The sequence below is a fragment of the Oryzomonas rubra genome (genome assembly GCF_008369015.1).
GTDB lineage: Bacteria > Desulfobacterota > Desulfuromonadia > Geobacterales > Pseudopelobacteraceae > Oryzomonas > Oryzomonas japonica.
Genome location: NZ_SRSD01000008.1, coordinates 123,700 through 140,804, shown reverse-complemented (window position 1 = coordinate 140,804; position 17,105 = coordinate 123,700). Strand labels below are relative to the sequence as shown.

Below are 17,105 nucleotides of genomic sequence, written 5' to 3'. Positions count from 1 at the left end.
GCTGAGCTAAGAGACGTTAGCGAGTTGGCTCCAGTGGCGTATTGAGCTCAGACAGCTATCAGTTTAACGGTAGCCAGCATGTTTCTTTTGTACCCTCAAACGATGTGTTCACAACTATGCCTTTCGAATCCACAACGCAGTAGTAGGTGCAACCCGATCTATGCGAATAGACATACTTTATATGATCATTATCTATCATTTCAGAATGCTCATACCTCGAACTACACATCGTGAATAATGTTGGAAACGGCTTGCCAACTTCAGCGTTCATAAATCTGACAAACTTGGCATGTCTGTTATACCAGTTGGGTGTAAAGAGATTATCGCAGTATTCACCTCCCCATAATTTGAACCCACCACAACCGCCGCATCCAGTTAATGCAATAGATGATAAAAGTATCAATATGAAACAAACGGTGCGGATCAGCGATTTATATTCAGGGAATTGTTTGTTCATTTTTTCTCAGTTCAACTAGTGATTGTGCAGCAGTGATTATTTTCTTATAATTATTGTATTTCTGGCCATAAATAGCAAAGAACTATGACGAATTCTGTAATTTTGGGGACAGCATACTTAACTCTCAATTTAATATACTGTCCCCGGAATTCCTATCGGAGAGTCTAATAATGATGGGAGCATCTCAGATGTCCTTTCCTTTCTTTGTTCAACAAGTACCAACGTTGACCCATTCGAGCGGCATTTTTTGCCCGATAGGAGTCCAACGGCGTGGTTGGGATGTACATTCCATTATTATGGATGCCCCTATAATTCCCAGAGAGTTATTAAGAGCGAATCTTACTACCGGGGTGGGGAAATGTTTTTAATTCTTCCTTCAGCGTTTTGAGCCAACGATCTTCTTTAACTATTTCTTCTTCAATTGCAATCAGGAACCTTTTTGCATCAGCTAACAATTTAGTGTTATCTGCTGTATCCGAACTCTCGTCTAATGCCTCTAGAAATTTTCTTACCTCAGATGAGCTAGCGTTGCGATTACACTCAATATTGTTTCGTATCCGTTCTAATTCCTTCGGATGTTTTTTGGGAAGATATGGGTTGTTCGTTAAAACTGAGAATTGTTCTGCATATATCAGTTGTAGAGTACCTAATTTAGCATTTTTCTTATCATGTATTTCAAGTATTTCAGCGCGTTGTTCAAATGCTTTTAGTTTTTTAGCGTTCTCAGCAGTTTTTTCACTGAGCTTAATAGTTCGATGCGAAACAGAATAAGATTTAACACTTATTCCCAATGCAAGCAGAGAGATTAGTGTGGCCGCATTGATACTTATAAAATTGACAACAAACTCGATCATTGAGACACCATAAAAGCTTTACGTAATATATCTTCTTTGTTTTTATCTCAGAATTCCGGGGACAGTAAGGGGGAGTGCTGACGGGGTGCAAAGCCGCCCATTCGTCACCACCCATCCCCTTCTACTCCATGCAAACACACATTTCAACGCAATTTCAGTATGTTAATAAAATTAACACACAAAGTGCAATCGTATATCTCACTGTTTTCACACGAAAAATGGCACCCGAAACCTGTTCGGATGCCGCCGTTTGTATCACTTTGATACAAAAAATGTTGTTCGGACCAATAACAAAAAGGGCCTACAGATCAACTCTGTAGGCCCTTGCTTTGGTTGCGAATATGTGGAGGCGATAGCTGCCCCGCTACATCTCCATGATCACCGGCAAAATCACCGGCCTGCGCTCGATGGTCTTCTTGAAGAAACGCCGCAACGCCTGGCGCACGGCGGTCTTCACTGCCTCCGAATCGCGGCGCATCTCGTCGTTCAGCTCGTCCAGCGCATCGACCACGATGCCGCGGGCGGTCTCCAGATACTCCTGGCTCTCGTCCTCGAACACGAACCCACGGGAGACGATGTCCGGCCCGTGGATCAGGGCGCCGCTGGACTGGTTGAGGCCGATGATCACCACCACCATGCCGTCCTCGGAGAGGTGTTTGCGATCCTTGAGCACCACGCTCCCCACGTCGCCGACCCCCTTGCCGTCCACGAAGACCCGCCCCGACTCCACCTTTTCAGTGATCGCCGCCGTATCGGCGTAAAAGGAAACCACGTCGCCGTTGACGGCCAGGATACAGCGCCCTTCGGGGATGCCGACCTTCTGGGCGAGCTGGATGTGCTTGACCAGGTGGCGGTATTCGCCGTGCACCGGCAGGAAGAAACGCGGACGGACGACGTTCATCATCAGCTTGAGCTCTTCCTGGCTGGCGTGGCCCGAGACATGGACCTCGGAGACCTTCTCGTGGAAGACCTCGGCCCCGCGGCGGTACAGGTGGTTGATCAACTCCGAGATGGTCCGCTCGTTGCCCGGTATGAAGCGCGAGGAGAGGATGACCGTGTCGCCGCGCTCCAGTTTGATCTGCTTGTGGTCGTCCAGGGCGATGCGGGTCAGGGCCGACATCGGCTCCCCCTGGCTGCCGGTGGTGACCATGCAGACCTGCTCGGGCGGCAGGTAGGGCAGTTCGCGCACGTCAAGGAGCATGTCGTCGGGGATGTTCAGGTAGCCGAGTTCGCGGGCGATGCGCACGTTGGCGATCATGGAGCGGCCGTTCAGCAGGACCTTGCGTCCGCAGGCGATGGCCACGTCGGCCACCTGCTGCACGCGGTGGATGTTGCTGGAAAAGGCCGCCACGATGATGCGGCCTTTGCATTTGGGGAAGATATCGGCAAAGGCCTCGCCCACGTACTTCTCGGAGATGGTGTACCCCTCCCGCTCCACGTTGGTGGAATCGGAAAGCAGGGCCAGCACCCCCTGGTCGCCGTAGGCGGAAAGCCGGGCCAGGTCGGTCAGCTGCCCGTCCACCGGGGTCTGGTCGATCTTGAAGTCGCCGGTGTGGATCACCACGCCTTCCGGGCTCGTGATGGCCAGGGCGCACCCGTCCACGACGGAATGGGCCACCCGCAGGAATTCCACCCGGAAGCAGCCCAACTCGACCGTGTCCCGGGGCTTGACCGTGACCAGTTCGACCACCCCGTCCAGCTTGTACTCCTTGAGCTTTTCGTTGACAAACCCGAGGGTCAGGGCCGTGCCGTACACCGGCACGTTCAACTCCTGCAACACGAAGGGGAGGGCGCCGATGTGGTCCTCGTGGCCGTGGGTCAGGCAGATGGCGCGCACCTGGTCGCTGCGCTCCCGCAGCCAGGCGATGTCGGGGATGACATAGTCGATGCCGAGCATCTCCGGCTCGGGAAACATGAGGCCGCAGTCGGCGATGATGATATCGTCGCCGTGCTGGTAGGCCATCATGTTCAGGCCGATCTCGCCCAGTCCCCCGAGGGGGATGATCTGAAGTGCGCTATTTGTTGGTTCTGGGGTATCCATAGACGTTTCTTTCTGCCGCAACGGGCCGATAGTTCGGTGCAGCCTCCAGCTACGGGGCGCACCGAGAATGGAACTTGAGCGAAGTTACCGCTCCCGCTGTAACGGCACCAGCATGGCGATTTTTTGATCGCAGCGCCCGATCCACTCTGTGCCGGGCTGCACCAGCCAGCGGTCGGCGTAAAAGGCGCTCCGCAGGGCGCGATAGGCGATCAGGGCACGGTTGACATCCCCCTGCCGCTCCGCGATTTCTCCCAGGAGCCAGAGCTTTTGGGCCGCCTTTTCAATGGTCGGATGGGAGGGTATATACATATGGATGGCCGACTCGTATCCTGCCAGCGCCCCGGTGAAATCCCCCTTGGTGAAGGCCGTTTCACCCGCCTGGAACTGGGCCTCCAGCCGCCACCAGGTCCCGGCGAGGAACAACAGCAGGGTGAGCACGATGATGATGGCGGAGTTCACAGCGATTTTTTTGATTCGTTCGTCCATTAATTCACCTGAAAAATGAGGGGATTATGGTCAACAGGATGCCGACCGCCGTCAGGATGACGCCGGCCAGGACCGCCAGCGCGGCGGCGATGTCGTACGGCTTTTGCAGGCGATGGGCCGCGGGCAGCCCCCAGATAACGGCGGCGAGACCGGCAACGACCAGCGCGAGATACTGATAACCGATTTCCATTTAATGCTCCAGGGCCGAAACGATGGTGGAACGGGTTCGCTCCATGAGCGCTGTTTCGGCTTCACTTTTTGAAATGTCCGGCGGCAGAACCAGCGGCGGGTGCAGCACGATGTCGATTGCACCGCTCGAAAGTCTAATCAGGCCTGCGGGGTTGATCCTGCCGCTGCCGTTGATCGTGACCGGGACCACCGGCACGCCGGCCTTGCGCGCCAGGATGAAGCCGCCGCGCTTGAACGGCAGCAGTTCCCGGGTCAGGGAGCGGGTCCCCTCGGGGAACATGACCACGCTCTTGCCCTCCCTGATGATCGCTGCGGCGTTGTCCATACTCTTCAGCGCCTTGCGGCCGTCGCCCCGGTCCAGGGGGATGTAGCCGCCGCGCCGCATGGAGGGGCCGAAGACCGGGATATCGAAGAGCTCTTTCTTGGCGATCCAGTAAATCTGGCGCGGCATGGCCGCCAGGAGCGCCAGGATGTCGAAATTGCTCTGGTGGTTGCTCATGAATATGACCGGCCCGGCCGGGAGGTGCTCGCTGCCGTTCACCGTCACCCTGACGCCGGCCATGGCAAGGGCCAGCCGCGCCCAGAGCCGGGCGTGAACGGCATAGACCCTCCCGCTGCCGTCCAGCAGGGTGCCGAGAAGCGCGCTGGCGGCAAAGAGAAAGGTGATTGGAATAAACAACGCCAGATACAGGTATGCCCGAATTCGGGAAGCGTCCACGGTTGTCTCGCTTCAACCTATAAAAAGCAGTTCACCACAAAGACACAAAGAATGGTTTCAGTTAGTTACATGACAATTTCATAATTGGCTGGACTCACCATTCGGGTGAATGCCTTTCGCCCCTAACGCTATGAACCCTTTGTGCTCTTTGTGCCTTTGTGGTGAATAACTGCCTTTAGGTTCAATGATGATACGGTTCGTTATTCAGAATGCTGAACGCCCGGTAGAGCTGTTCCAGCAAAAACACCCGCACCATCTGGTGCGTAAAGGTCATCTTCGACAGGGAGAGCAGCCGTCCCCGGCTGCGGAATTCTTCGGAAAAACCGTAGGCCCCGCCCACGGCAAAAACCAGCTCGCCGATACCGGCATCCCGCTGTGTCCCGATGAAAGCGGCCAATCCGGGGGAATCCATCTGCCCGCCCCGCTCGTCCAGCAAGACCAGAGTGGCGCCGGGGGGAATCTGTTTTTCCAGCCGCTCGCACTCGCGCCGCCGCATCTCTTCGGCCCCGGCCCCCTTTTCGTCCCGCACCTCGCACAAATCCAGCGGGCAGTAGCGGCGGATGCGCCCGGCATAGTCCGCCAGCGCCTCCTTGACCCACTCTTCCTTGCTCTTTCCCACCCATACGACGCGGAGTTTCATTGCCTCTACCGTTCCCCTGAAGGCGTCACGTATTCAGGGTTCCGTAAGCCTAACGGGCTGTTGAAAACCCAGGTTGTTCAAAAATAGTCAGATCGTCGTAACCGCAGAAAAGCCCCGCGGAGGCGTAGCAGGCCTACTCCGCCGAAGCAGCTTTGGCTGCGAAGGCCGGGCGCTACGCCGCACAATTTCACTTGTGAAATTGGACCGCGAAGGCGCCCGAAGGGTGAGGCCAAAGGCCGAAGTCACAAGGCGGCTTTCGAGGACGACGGCGAGATGGCTGTTTTTCAACAACCTGTCAAAAATCGTCTTCCTTGCGGGCGCTTCTGATCTCTTCCGGCAGGTCCAGTTCCGGCGCCATGTGCCAGAGCTCGTCCAGCTTGTAGTAATGGCGGAGCTGGTCGCTGAAGATATGCACGATCACGTCGCCGTAATCCATGACGATCCACTTCCCCTCGTTCTCCCCCTCGATATCCTGAATCTTGCCGTACTGCTTCAGGCCGGTCCGGATACCGTCGGCAATAGCCTGGTTCTGCTTGTCCGAGTTGCCGGAGATGATCACCAGGTAGTCGGCGATGGAGGAGACCTTTGAAATTTCCAGAGCCCGGATGTCGAAGGCCTTCTTGTCATAGGCCAGTTCGGCGCATTTCAATGCCCGCTCCTGGGAGGAAAGCACCGGTTTCTCTGCTACTGTCGTTTTTGTGACCGGCATGTGTTGTAGATCCCCTGTTCTGTAATGTAGGCCGCCACCTGCGGCGGCACCAAATCGGCGATGGAACGTCCCGCCGCTGCCAACTCGCGGATTTCGCTGGACGAAATATCCAGCGGGCAGCCGGAAAGGAATTGGACGCTGGTGCCGGCAGTATGGTCCAGCCTGCGCGCGCCGGAAGTATAGCTGAACTCTGCCCGTATGGCAACAGGAAGGGCTTCCACCGGGTCGCTGATGCGCTTGCCCGGCCGCTCCACCACGATCAGGTTGCAGGAGGCGAAGATCTCCCGGAAACGATACCACTGCCCGATCTCCAGGAACGAATCGCTGCCGATGATAAAGGAGAGCTCATCCTGGGGAAACCGCTCCCGGAAAACGCGGATCGTGTCGATGGAATAGGATTTCCCGGCCCGTTCACCCTCGACCAGCGACAGCTCGAAAAAAGGATTGCCGCTGATCGCCAGAGCGACCATGCGGCTACGCTGGGCAAAGGGTACCTCCCCCGCCAACGGTTTGTGGGGCGGGTCACCGGTCGGGATAAAGACCACCCGGTCGAGGGCGCAGGCCTCCCGCGCCTCCTCCGCTATGTGAAGATGGGCAAGGTGCACCGGGTTGAAGGTGCCCCCCATCAGTCCAATTCGCATGTTGCTTTCACCTGTTTCATTCTCTCACGCGTCAGATTTGAGATGATACCAAGGCGGCGAGGAGAAAGCGACGGAGGCATAGTGTAAACTATGTCGAGGAGCTTTCGACGAGCCAACGCAGGTAGCGCTCAAATATGGCGTCGTGCCTACATGATGACCGGCTTGAGCAGGGTTCCCCTGATCGGCACCCTGTACACGCCGGGCGAGGCCGTGAACTTGGCCAGCAGCAGGAACACCAGCTTCTGTTTGTCCATGAACTCCGGCTTGGGCATGATCTCAAGGGTCAGGTTGAGCGGCAGCGTCGCGGCATTGGCGCCACCCGGGAGTTCCCCCGACAGGCGCATGTAGAGGCCGTCCCCCTGCAGGGTGAAGCTCTCCAGTCGCGCCTGGCCATTCGTGACCCGCACCATTCCCTGGCAACGCAGGTTGGCAGCGTCGGGCAGCGGAAAGACCCCCAGTTTGACCCCGGTGAATGCCAGCTGTTTTACCTCCAACTTCAGGTCGCCGGACACCCTGCCCGATTTGCGGGTAAGCCGCCCCTCGCTCCAGAGACTTCCCCCGGCCGTGGCGCCCAGGACGGTCTTGAAAAACGGGATGTCCGACAGCTGTATGCCGTCGGCGGCGAGTTCCAGGGCGTCCGAGCCGTTGATGCCGTATCCCAGGTCCAGGTGTCCCGCCCCCAGGGCCGCGGTTACGCCGACCACGGCGTGCCTCGTTACCAGCGGCAGCAGCCGGAGCCGGACGGTCAACCGGTCGAGGCGCGCGAGCGCCCCCTGGTCGGAGGAGAGGACCGGCTGGCGCCACGCCAGGCCGGGGAGCGGGGTTTTGTGCGCTCCGGGAGTCAGGGTAAGTCCCTGATCGGCCAGCAGGCGGCCGATCAGTTCGTTCACCTGTTGCGTGGGCAGGAAGAGGTAGGTGCATGCCAGAAAGAGGGCTATACCCGCCGCCAGCAGGCCGCCCACCCGCAGCAGGCGTTGCCGTGGTATCATTTGCGCTGTCCGGGGGCCGGTTTCAGCAGGGCGACGATCAGGGCCAGGTCGAGGCGGGAGGGGTCGTCGAAACGGACCCGCAGGTTGGCCTTTTTCACCAGTACCGGCCGTCCCCCCTTTTCCAGGCGGTAGATCAGGTTGATGGCCTCATTGGTGGTCACAGCGTCGATCCTCACGTCGGCGGCATCTTCCAGCATGCCGCCCCGCTCTTCCCCCTTGATCGGGGCGATCTTGACCCCTTTGCCCTTGATGCCGATCTCGTCGATGACCTTGGCGACGGAATCGTCGGGACGGACCGATGCCATGCGCCCGGCTAGCTGGTCGGAGGATTGCTTGGCCGTGCGGTAGGCCACACTGAGCGGCAGCAGTTCTTTGAGCACCGTCTCCCGCGCATGGCGTTTCTGTTCCAGGGCCGCGGTCCGGCCGGCCAGGGCCGACCACAAAAGGAAGACGGCCAGGAGGGCGATCAGGCAGTACCCGGCCGTGAGCCGGGTGCGGCGGTCCAGGTCGCGCCAGAAGTCTTGGAGTTCTGCCAGCAGGTTCATCATTTCCTGGCCTCCTTGAGCGTGCCGACCAAGGTGAAGGTCACGGAGCCGTCGGGGCGGCTTTTGACCTCACCCAATTCCACGGTCGCCATGAACGGCGCCAGGGCCGCCTTGAATTCGTTGACCGCCTGGGCCGACCGGGCATCCCCCTTTACCCGCAGGTTCCCCCCCTCAAGCTCGGCCTCGTAGAGGCCGTTGATGGTGGTACCCTTGGCTTCGGCCAGTTTCTTGAATACGTCGAGGGAGGAGCTTCCCTCCGCTGGGCCGGCCAGCTTTCTGATCTCCCCCTTGACCTCGGCCACTTCATCCACGGCCTTGGGGCGGCCGGGGAAGATTCCCCGGTAGATGGCGGCGATGGATTTGTCCAGGGAGGTCAGGTCGGCCTTCACGGCCCGGTACTTGAGCCCCTGGGAGACGAACAGCAAAATGACCGCCGCGGCCAAAAGGGAGGCGGTTACAATGAGTTTTTTCCGCAGGGCGGCGTCACCGGCCGTCCAGGCCAGCTCCAAACGGCGGAAGTCGGGGAGCACGCCGGCTTGGCAGGCCCGGGCCACGGCCAGGAGCCCGGCCAGGTGCTGGAATGCCTGATCGGTTTTGAACAGGGGGGCCAGAGCATGGGGCATCTCCAGCCGCTCCGTTGGCAGGGCAAGGTCGCCACTGGCCGCGAGTTCGGCCGCTCGTTCGCCGAAGAGGACCAGCCGGGGAGGAAACGGTGCCTCCCCCAGTTCCAGGGCCGCCAGGGTGGCGGTGATCCCCTGGTGCGGTTCGGCGGCGTCAAGGGCGCGGGCGAAGGTCACCCGGTCTTCACTCATGATCGCCAGGGCGGTGCCGTCGCACACCGCGGCGTCGGCGGGGCATTCCGGCAGGAAGTTCCAGGCGAAGGGGGCGGATGTGACCACCTGCGGTTCGCAGCCGGCCTCCCGGAAGGTGTCGATGGCGTGGCCGAGATCGGCCTTGCGCGCCCACAGGGCCAGGTAGCGCCCGTTTCCGAGCGGGAGGGCATCGAACACGACCTCTTCCACCGGCAGGGCGATCTCGCCCTGCATTTGCCCCGGCAGCACCTCACGCACCTTGCGCAGGTTATCCAGCGGCAACTCCAGTGTCCGCTGGGCGAACAGTGTCGTGGAGAGGCAGAGCACGACGCGCGGCGCGCCGTCGATACCGGCTGCGATCCGGCCGGCGACGGCGGAGAGCGGCTGTTCCTCGGTTATTTCAAATTCGGCGGCCCCCGAAAAGGAGAGGGACGTGCCCCCAACCCCGAAGCGGGCCGCCAGAACACGTTGCGATTCGACCTGTATGACCAGATAGTCCATGTCGTTCCTATGTTACGTTAATAATCAAATAAACGGGCAGGGGGCTGCTCGTCATCCCCAGAGCAGATACCCCGGTTCGTACACATTCCCCAACACCTTGTGCCGGGGCATGACCCGCAGCATGAAACCGTGCCGACCGCAAAAGCGGCATTCGATGGTGCCGCTGAACAGGTAGAGGCCGTTGCCGGCCGGCGTTACACTCTCCAGGGGGACCGTTTCCCCTCCCTGGATGTTTCCGGTTGAATCCAGTACGCCGAAATACCCCTCCACCGCCACATCCTCCACCGGAAGATCCCCCAGGAACACCTTGGCGGACACCGGCACGAGACTGCCCACCGCCACCGCGTCTGCGACCTGGGCCGAGGCATCCTCGATGCGCACCAGCGGCCAGACCTTGAAGGTGCGCTCCTTCCACCGTGCCAGGTCCAGGGCCAGGGCCAGGTTGTCGTCCACCAGTTGTTTCCACTGCTGATAGGAAGGGGTATAGGAGCGGCCGGCGTATTCCTGCACCATACGGTCAGTGGAAAATACCGGACAGAGGCTCTGCATGGAGGCCTTCATGGTGGCGATCCAGGAGCGGGGGATGCCGTCGCTGCCCCGGTCGTAGAAATGGGGAACGATCTCCTTTTCCAGCAGATCGTAGATGGCCCGGCTCTCCACTTGGTTCTGGTACTCCGTATCCTCGTAGACCTCGCCCTTGCCGATGGCCCAGCCGTTGTTGCCCTGGTACCCCTCGCACCACCAGCCGTCGAGGATGCTCATGTTGAGGCCGCCGTTGAAGGCCACCTTCATGCCGCTGGTGCCGCTGGCCTCCAGGGGTCTCCGTGGGGTGTTGAGCCACACATCCACCCCCTGCACCAGGTGGCGGGCCACCGCCATATCGTAGTCCTCGATGAAGACGATCCGGTGGCGGAAACGTTCCAGGTCGGAGATCTGATTGATCTGGCGGATCAGTTCCTTCCCCTCCTGATCCTGGGGGTGGGCCTTGCCGGCGAAGATGATCTGCACCGGCATCTCCGTATTGTTGAGGATGCGCGCCAGGCGGTCCAGGTCACGCATCAGCAGCGTGCCGCGTTTATAGGTGGCAAAACGGCGGGCAAACCCGATGGTCAGCACCTCCGGGTCCAGGACCTCCTCGGCCGTGGCGATCTCCTTGACCGTGGCCCCCACCTTGACCAGCTGTTCCTTGAGACGCTTGCGGGCAAAATCCACCAGCTTTTCGCGGCAGCTCTGGCGGGTGCGCCACAGTTCGGCGTCCGGGATCTTTGAAACACGGCGCCAGACGTTGTGGTCGGTCGGGTCGTCCAGCCAGCGGGTCCCCAGGTAGCGCACCAGCAGGCTGGCCATGTGGTTAGACATCCAGGTGCGGGTATGGACGCCGTTGGTGATGGAGGTGAGCGGCAATTGCTCCTCGGGCAGTTCCGGCCAGGTGTTCTTCCACATCTTGCGCGAGACCTCGCCGTGCAGTTCGCTCACGCCGTTGGCGTGGCCGGCCAGCTTGAGGGCCAGTACCGCCATGCAGAAGGTCTCCTGGGGGTTCTTCGGGTTCTGGCGCCCCAGGCCGAGGAAATCGTCGCGACTCAGGCCGAGGGAGCGGTAGTATTTGCCGAAATAGCGATCCAGCAGCTCGGCGGGGAAATGGTCGATGCCCGCCTCCACCGGGGTATGGGTGGTGAAGACGTTGCCGGCTCTGACGATCTCCAGGGCCTCGTTGAACCGGACGCCCCGTTTCTCCATCAGGAGCAGGATGCGTTCCAGGGCCAGGAAGGCGGCATGCCCTTCGTTCATGTGGCACACGTTGGGGATGATCCCCAGGGCGCGCAGGGCGCGAATGCCGCCGATCCCCAGCAGGATCTCCTGCAGGATGCGCATCTCCTGATCGCCGCCGTAGAGCTGGGCCGTGATCAGGCGGTCGTCGGGGCTGTTCTCCTCCAGATTGGTGTCCAGCAGGTAGAGCGGCACCCGGCCGACCTGCACCCGCCAGATGTGCACCTTGAACCTGCGGGGGCCGAAGTCCAGCTCTATGCTGAGCGGGGTTCCCTGTGCGTCCCGCTCCAGGGTCAGCGGCAGGTTGTAGAAGTCGTTCTCCGGGTAGTACTCCTGCTGCCATCCCTCGTTGTTGAGATACTGGCGGAAATAGCCCTGGCGGTAGAGCAGCCCCACGCCCACCAGGGGCAGCCCCAGGTCGGAGGCCGATTTGAGGTGGTCGCCGGCCAGGATGCCCAGGCCGCCGGAATAGACCGGCAACGACTCATGCAGCCCGAACTCCATGGAAAAATAGGCCGCCTTCATCTGGGAACTGCCGTTGCAGGTCTTCTGGAACCAGGTTTTCTCCGCCAGGTAGTCGGAAAGCTTCTCGTCCACCATCGCGAGATGGGCCATGAAGCCTTCATCGTTCTTCAGGCTCTCCAGGGTGGTCTGCTGGAGGATGCCCAGCATCTCAACCGGGTTGTGACGCGTGGCTTCCCACAATTCGGTGTCCAGGCGGCGGAAGAGGTTGATGGCGTCCGGTTCCCAGCACCACCAGATGTTGTAGGCGACCCGCTGGAGCGCAACCAACTCGTCGGTCAGCGACGGAACGACCGTGAATTTGTGCAGCATCTTGGTAAAGTCCATAACGGCACCTCTAATCTAGGGTTGTTGAAAACCCAGGTTGTTCAAAAATAGTCAGATCGTCGCACCCGGAGAGAGCCCCGAGGAGGCGTAGCAGCCCTACTCCGCCGAAGCAGCTTTGGCTGCGAAGGCCGGGCGCTACGCCGCACGAAAGGGCTTTCGAGGAGGGCGGCGAGCTGGCTGTTTTTCAACAACCAGCTACTTGATTAGCTGGTTCATCTCGAATATGGGCAACAGAACGGCCATAACCACGACGCCGACGGCCAGGCCCATGCCGAGGACCAACAGCGGTTCCATCAACCCCATAAGGCGGGTCAGCCGCGTGCTGAACTCCCGCTCGTAGGCGGTGCCGGCCTTGAGCAGCATCTCCTCCAGGGTCCCGCCCCGTTCGCCCACGCCGACAAGATGAACCAGCATGGGGGGGAACAGGCGGCTCTTCTTCAGGCTCCCCGACAGGCTCCCCCCCTGGGAGACCTCCTCCATCACCTCGCGGAGAAAGGCGCGGTAGACCCGGTTGACCAGCACCTCGGAGGTGATCTCCAGGGCCCGGATGATGGGCACGCCGCTGGAGAGCAACAGTCCCAGAACCCGGGCAAAGCGCGACAGGAGCAGGTGCTGCAGCATGCCGCCGGCTACCGGCACTCGGAGCAGCAGTTGGTCACGCTTCATGCGCAGGTTGTCCCGCCGCATGGCGGAGCGGTAGAGCGGCACGGAGCCCATGATCAGGCCGGCCGGGATCCACCACCACCCCCGCAGGAAATGGGACAGTTTGATCAGGATCACCGTGATCAGCGGCAGGGCGGCCTTGCTCTCCTCGAAGATGACCACGATCTTGGGGATGACCACGGTCAGGAGGAAGAGCATGACCCCGCTCCCCACCAGCACCATCAGGATCGGGTAGGCCAGGGCGGAAACGACCCGGCTCTTTACCTGTTCCTGTTCCTCCAGAAAGTCGGCCAGCCGGTCCAGGACGGCATCGAGGGCGCCGCTGGCCTCGCCGGCAGACACCATGCTGACGAAGCTCTCGCCGAAGATCTTGGGCTCGGCCGCCAGGGCACGGGACAGGGCGGCGCCTTCGGCGATCCGGTCCCGCACCCGCGCCAGCACCTGTTTGAGAGGGCCGTTTTCCTCCTGCTCGTGCAGCGACCCCATGGCCTCGAACAGGGGGACGGAGGAGGCCACCAGGGTGGCCAAGCGTCGGGTGAACAGGGACAGTTCGGCGGTAGTGATGCCCCGCTTGAAGGAGAAGGCCCGGTTCGCGCCGCTCCCGGCCGTCTCCTCGCTGACCTCCCGCGGCAAGAGCCCTTTGCCCTTGAGGTCGGCCAGGGCATGACGTTCGGAGTCGGCCTCGATAGAGCCGGAGACGGTGGCCCCGGCGCCGGTGTATGCCTTATACCGGAACGTCGGCATAGTCTTCCTGGGTGACGCGCAGTACTTCTTCGATGGTGGTGACGCCTGCCGCCGCCCGGGCCATGCCGTCGTCCCGCAGGGTCTTCATGCCGCGGGATACGGCGTATTCCTTGATCTCCCCGGCATGGGCGCGTTTGATGATCATGGAACAGATCTCCTGGTCCACCGGCATGATCTCATAGATGGCGCTACGTCCCATGGTGCCCAGGCCGAAGCATTTGTCGCAGCCGCGCCCCCGGTAGAGCCTCTCCGGCAGGGTGATGCCGGCATACTGTTCCACCGGCCGGTATTCCTCGCGGCAGTGGGGGCAGATCACTCGCACCAGGCGCTGGGCCATGACCGCGGTCAGGGACGAGGCGATCATGAACGGTTCGATGCCCATGTCCACTAGACGCGTTACGGCCGTGGGGGCGTCGTTGGTGTGCAGAGTGGAGAGCACCAGGTGGCCGGTGAGGCTGGCCTGGATGGCGATCTCGGCCGTTTCGGCGTCGCGGATCTCGCCGACCATGATGATGTCCGGGTCCTGGCGCAGGATGGAGCGCAGGCCGGCGGCAAAGGTCAGGTCGATCTTGGCGTTGACCTGGATCTGGCCGATGCCCTTGATCTGGTATTCGATCGGGTCTTCGATGGTGATGATGTTCTTTTCGCTGGTGTTGAGCCGGTTCAAGGCTGCGTAGAGGGTGGTGGATTTGCCGCTGCCGGTGGGGCCGGTCACCAGGACGATGCCGCTGGTGCGGGCAAGCACCCGCTCCATGGTGCGCACCCCTTCGTCCCCCAGGCCGATGTCCTCCAGGGAGAGCACCCCTTTTTTCTTGTCCAGAAGGCGCAGGACGGCACGTTCCCCGTAGTAAGTGGGGATGATGGAGACGCGGATGTCCACATCGCGACCGGCGACGAGCACGCGGATGCGGCCGTCCTGGGGCAGACGCTTTTCGGCAATGTTGAGGCCGGCCATGATCTTGACCCGGGATATCAGGGCATCCTGGATGATCTTGGGGGGGGTCAGCTTTTCGTAGAGGATGCCGTCGATGCGGAAGCGCACCACCAGGTCGCGCTCGTAGGGTTCGATGTGGATGTCGCTGACCCGCTCCTTGACCGCTTCCGAGAGGATGGAGTTCAACAGCCGGATGACCGGGGCCTCGTCCGCCAGGTCCAGCAGGTCCTGGGGGTCGTTGAGCGCGGTGGCCACCGTGGAGAGGTCTTCCCCCTCCAGTTCCTGGAGCACCTCCTGGGCGGTGCCGGAGAGGCTGCCGTAGACGTGGTTGATGGCGTCTCCCAAGGTGGCGTCCGGCACCAGGACCGCCTCCACCGGTTTGCCGAACAGAAGCCTGAGTTCGTCCAGGGCCAGGAGGGCCGCGGGGCTGGAGAGGGCGATCCTGATCCGCCCCTCCTGTTCCCGCAGGGGCAGGATGGCGTGGGCCCGGGCAAAGGTCAGCGGCACCCGGGCCAACAGGGCAGGATCGACCTCGGCCACCGCGATCTCGGGCTGGCAGGCGATACCAAGCCGCAGGGCGGTGGTGGCCAGGTCTTCCGGGAGCAGGCTCGGACTCATTTGCCGCTTATCTCCTTCTGCAGATCCACCGGCTCGACCTTCTTGGCGGCATCGCCGAATTTTGCACGTTGGGTGTCGGAGACCGCGGTAAGGTCGGAGTTGTCCTTGACGATATGGGGAGTCAAAAGGATCATCAGGTTGGTCTTGGTCTTGCTCTTGCTCTTGGTCTTGAACAGCCACCCCAGGCCGGGGATATCGCCAAAAAACGGGACCTTGCTTATGGTTTCGTCATCCTGGTCCTGGATCAGGCCGCCGATCACGATCATCTCATTGTCCTTGACGACGACATTGGTCTTGGCCGAGCGCTTGGTGGTGATGCGGTCCGTGGAGCCGCTGCCGACCGTGACCGTGGAGCCGATGGCGGAGATCTCCTGGGAGAGGTCCATGCGGATGTAGTCTCCCTCGCTGATCTGGGGCTTGATCTTCAGGGTGATGCCCACGTCCTTGCGTTCGATGGAGGTGGTCGTGACGCCGGAGGAAACGGTGGACGACCCCTGGAACGGCACGTTCTGACCCACGACGATCTCCGCCTCCTTGTTGTCCGAGGTCAGGATATTGGGCGTGGAGAGCACGTTCACCAGGCCGTTGGAGTCAAGAGCCTGGAGCACGGCCCCGATGTTCGCCGGCGTGGATAAATTGGATAATCCGCTGGTGGACGAAATCGACGACGTGGCGGTTTCAATGGTGGAGAGAACGCTGAAGGGGTCGTAGTATCCGGCGACGCCAAAATACCTGCTGATGCTGCTGACCCCCAGGGTGCCGAGCTGCACGCCTACTTGCCGCGATTTGGAGAGCGAGACCTCGGCGATCAACACCTGCACGAAGACCTGCTTGCTGCGGCGGTCCAGCTTCTTGATCACCTGGACCAGGTTATTGTAATCGGCGGGAGACGCCATGATCACCAGGGAGTTGGAGGCCTTGTCCGCGGTGATGGTAACCTTGCCGCTGTCGAAGGGTGACGTCTGGGGCGCCGCCGTCGTGCCGGCCGCCTGTCCTGCAGTGGTCGCGGCGGCGCTGCTCATCCCCTTGATGACGCCGTCCAGCACCTTGGCCATCTCGGTGGCGTCGGTGTTCTCCAGGTAGTAGACGTTGACCTTGTTGCTGGCTTCGGGCGACGGGACGTCCAGCTTGGCCACCATCTCCCGCACCGCCTGTTTGACGCCGTCGCCGCCGAATACCAGGAGGGCGTTCAGCCGCTGGTCGGCCATTACGCTTGCCTGACCGCTGGAGGGCGCAGCCGTGGCCGCGCCCGGCTGGCCGGTGGATTTGTTCTCGCTGCCGGAGAGCCATTGCTGGATAGTCTTGGCGGCGCTCTCGGCGGCGGCGTTTTTCAGGTAGATGATCTCGATCCCCTCACGGGTCTTTTCAGTGTCGATTATCTTCAGAATATCCTGGATCTTGCGCAGGTTGATGGCCCCGTCCAGCACCAGCAGGTTGCTGGAACCAAAGGCCGAGATGTTGCCATCCTTGGAGACTAGCGGCTGCAGGAAGGGGATCGCCTCCTGGGCCGAGATGTTTTCCAGCTTGATCACCTGGGCGATGTAGCTGTCGTTGACCGGCGGCCTCTTGCCCGATGGCAACAGGGGAAAGCCGGAGGTCTTGGCGTTCGCCGAGGGGACGACCTTTAATACCTTGCCGCTCTGCACCACCGTGAAACCTTTCAGTTCCAGCACCGAGGTAAAGACATTGTAGGCCTCTTCATTGGAGAGCTTGGAGGGGGAATAGACCGAGATCTTACCCTTGACCCGATCATCCATCACGAAGTTCTTCCCGGTCAGGTCGCTGATGAACTTCACCATGGTGGAGATGTCCACGTCGTTGAAGTTCAACACCACCCCGTGGGCGGCAAAAGCCGGCGAAGCGAATACTATTCCTGCCAGAAGCAGGGTGCAGAATGTGCGTATCAGGTACTGTTTCAAGCGTGCCTCCACGTTGTTTCGTAACAGCG

Annotated in this window: 15 protein-coding genes; all 15 read right to left on the bottom strand. The window is 60.8% G+C overall.

The window, feature by feature from the left end:
- Positions 1–783: 783 nt before the first annotated feature.
- The 15 genes from ET418_RS13580 to gspD all read right to left on the bottom strand — a co-directional run bounded on the left by ET418_RS13580 (position 784) and on the right by gspD (position 17,076).
- Complete coding sequence (locus ET418_RS13580) at positions 784–1,311, bottom strand: BAR domain-containing protein (RefSeq protein ID WP_149308389.1); 528 nt, start codon at positions 1,309–1,311, stop codon at positions 784–786.
- Positions 1,312–1,675: 364 nt separating this feature from the next.
- A complete protein-coding gene (locus ET418_RS13575) occupies positions 1,676–3,352 on the bottom strand; it encodes a ribonuclease J (protein WP_149308387.1) in 1,677 nt (558 codons plus the stop codon).
- An 84-nt stretch (positions 3,353–3,436) separates the two neighbouring features.
- The gene (locus ET418_RS13570) at positions 3,437–3,838 is read right to left on the bottom strand and encodes a tetratricopeptide repeat protein (RefSeq protein WP_149308385.1); all 402 of its coding nucleotides are present in this window, start codon (positions 3,836–3,838) and stop codon (positions 3,437–3,439) included.
- 4 nt (positions 3,839–3,842) lie between these two features.
- Positions 3,843–4,028: a hypothetical protein gene (locus ET418_RS13565; protein WP_149308383.1), complete on the bottom strand. Its 186-nt coding sequence runs from the start codon at positions 4,026–4,028 to the stop codon at positions 3,843–3,845.
- Positions 4,029–4,745, bottom strand: coding sequence for a lysophospholipid acyltransferase family protein (locus ET418_RS13560; protein ID WP_149308381.1), 717 nt, complete (start codon positions 4,743–4,745; stop codon positions 4,029–4,031).
- Positions 4,746–4,926: 181 nt separating this feature from the next.
- Positions 4,927–5,385 carry a 23S rRNA (pseudouridine(1915)-N(3))-methyltransferase RlmH gene (locus ET418_RS13555; RefSeq protein ID WP_149308379.1) on the bottom strand — a complete coding sequence of 153 codons (459 nt, stop codon included), beginning with the start codon at positions 5,383–5,385 and terminating at the stop codon, positions 4,927–4,929.
- Positions 5,386–5,680: 295 nt separating this feature from the next.
- On the bottom strand, positions 5,681–6,094 hold the full coding sequence (rsfS, locus tag ET418_RS13550) for a ribosome silencing factor (RefSeq protein WP_149308377.1): 414 nt from the start codon (positions 6,092–6,094) through the stop codon (positions 5,681–5,683).
- A complete protein-coding gene (nadD, locus tag ET418_RS13545) occupies positions 6,070–6,735 on the bottom strand; it encodes a nicotinate-nucleotide adenylyltransferase (RefSeq protein ID WP_149308375.1) in 666 nt (221 codons plus the stop codon). Before nadD ends, rsfS begins: the two co-directional genes overlap by 25 nt.
- 146 nt (positions 6,736–6,881) lie before the next feature.
- Positions 6,882–7,724: a type II secretion system protein GspN gene (gene gspN, locus ET418_RS13540; RefSeq protein WP_149308373.1), complete on the bottom strand. Its 843-nt coding sequence runs from the start codon at positions 7,722–7,724 to the stop codon at positions 6,882–6,884.
- Positions 7,721–8,272, bottom strand: coding sequence for a general secretion pathway protein GspM (locus tag ET418_RS13535; protein WP_246153079.1), 552 nt, complete (start codon positions 8,270–8,272; stop codon positions 7,721–7,723). Before ET418_RS13535 ends, gspN begins: the two co-directional genes overlap by 4 nt.
- Positions 8,269–9,582 (bottom strand): type II secretion system protein GspL, encoded by a 1,314-nt coding sequence (gene gspL / locus ET418_RS13530; protein ID WP_149308371.1) that lies wholly within the window; start codon positions 9,580–9,582, stop codon positions 8,269–8,271. Before gspL ends, ET418_RS13535 begins: the two co-directional genes overlap by 4 nt.
- Positions 9,583–9,633: 51 nt before the next feature.
- Complete coding sequence (locus tag ET418_RS13525; protein WP_149308369.1) at positions 9,634–12,198, bottom strand: glycosyltransferase family 1 protein; 2,565 nt, start codon at positions 12,196–12,198, stop codon at positions 9,634–9,636.
- Positions 12,199–12,393: 195 nt separating this feature from the next.
- Positions 12,394–13,605 (bottom strand): type II secretion system inner membrane protein GspF, encoded by a 1,212-nt coding sequence (gene gspF, locus ET418_RS13520; RefSeq protein WP_149308367.1) that lies wholly within the window; start codon positions 13,603–13,605, stop codon positions 12,394–12,396.
- A complete protein-coding gene (gspE, locus tag ET418_RS13515; protein ID WP_149308365.1) occupies positions 13,586–15,157 on the bottom strand; it encodes a type II secretion system ATPase GspE in 1,572 nt (523 codons plus the stop codon). The genes gspF and gspE overlap by 20 nt, the downstream gene beginning before the upstream one ends.
- Positions 15,154–17,076, bottom strand: coding sequence for a type II secretion system secretin GspD (gene gspD, locus ET418_RS13510; protein ID WP_246153077.1), 1,923 nt, complete (start codon positions 17,074–17,076; stop codon positions 15,154–15,156). The genes gspE and gspD overlap by 4 nt, the downstream gene beginning before the upstream one ends.
- Positions 17,077–17,105 lie beyond the last annotated feature (29 nt).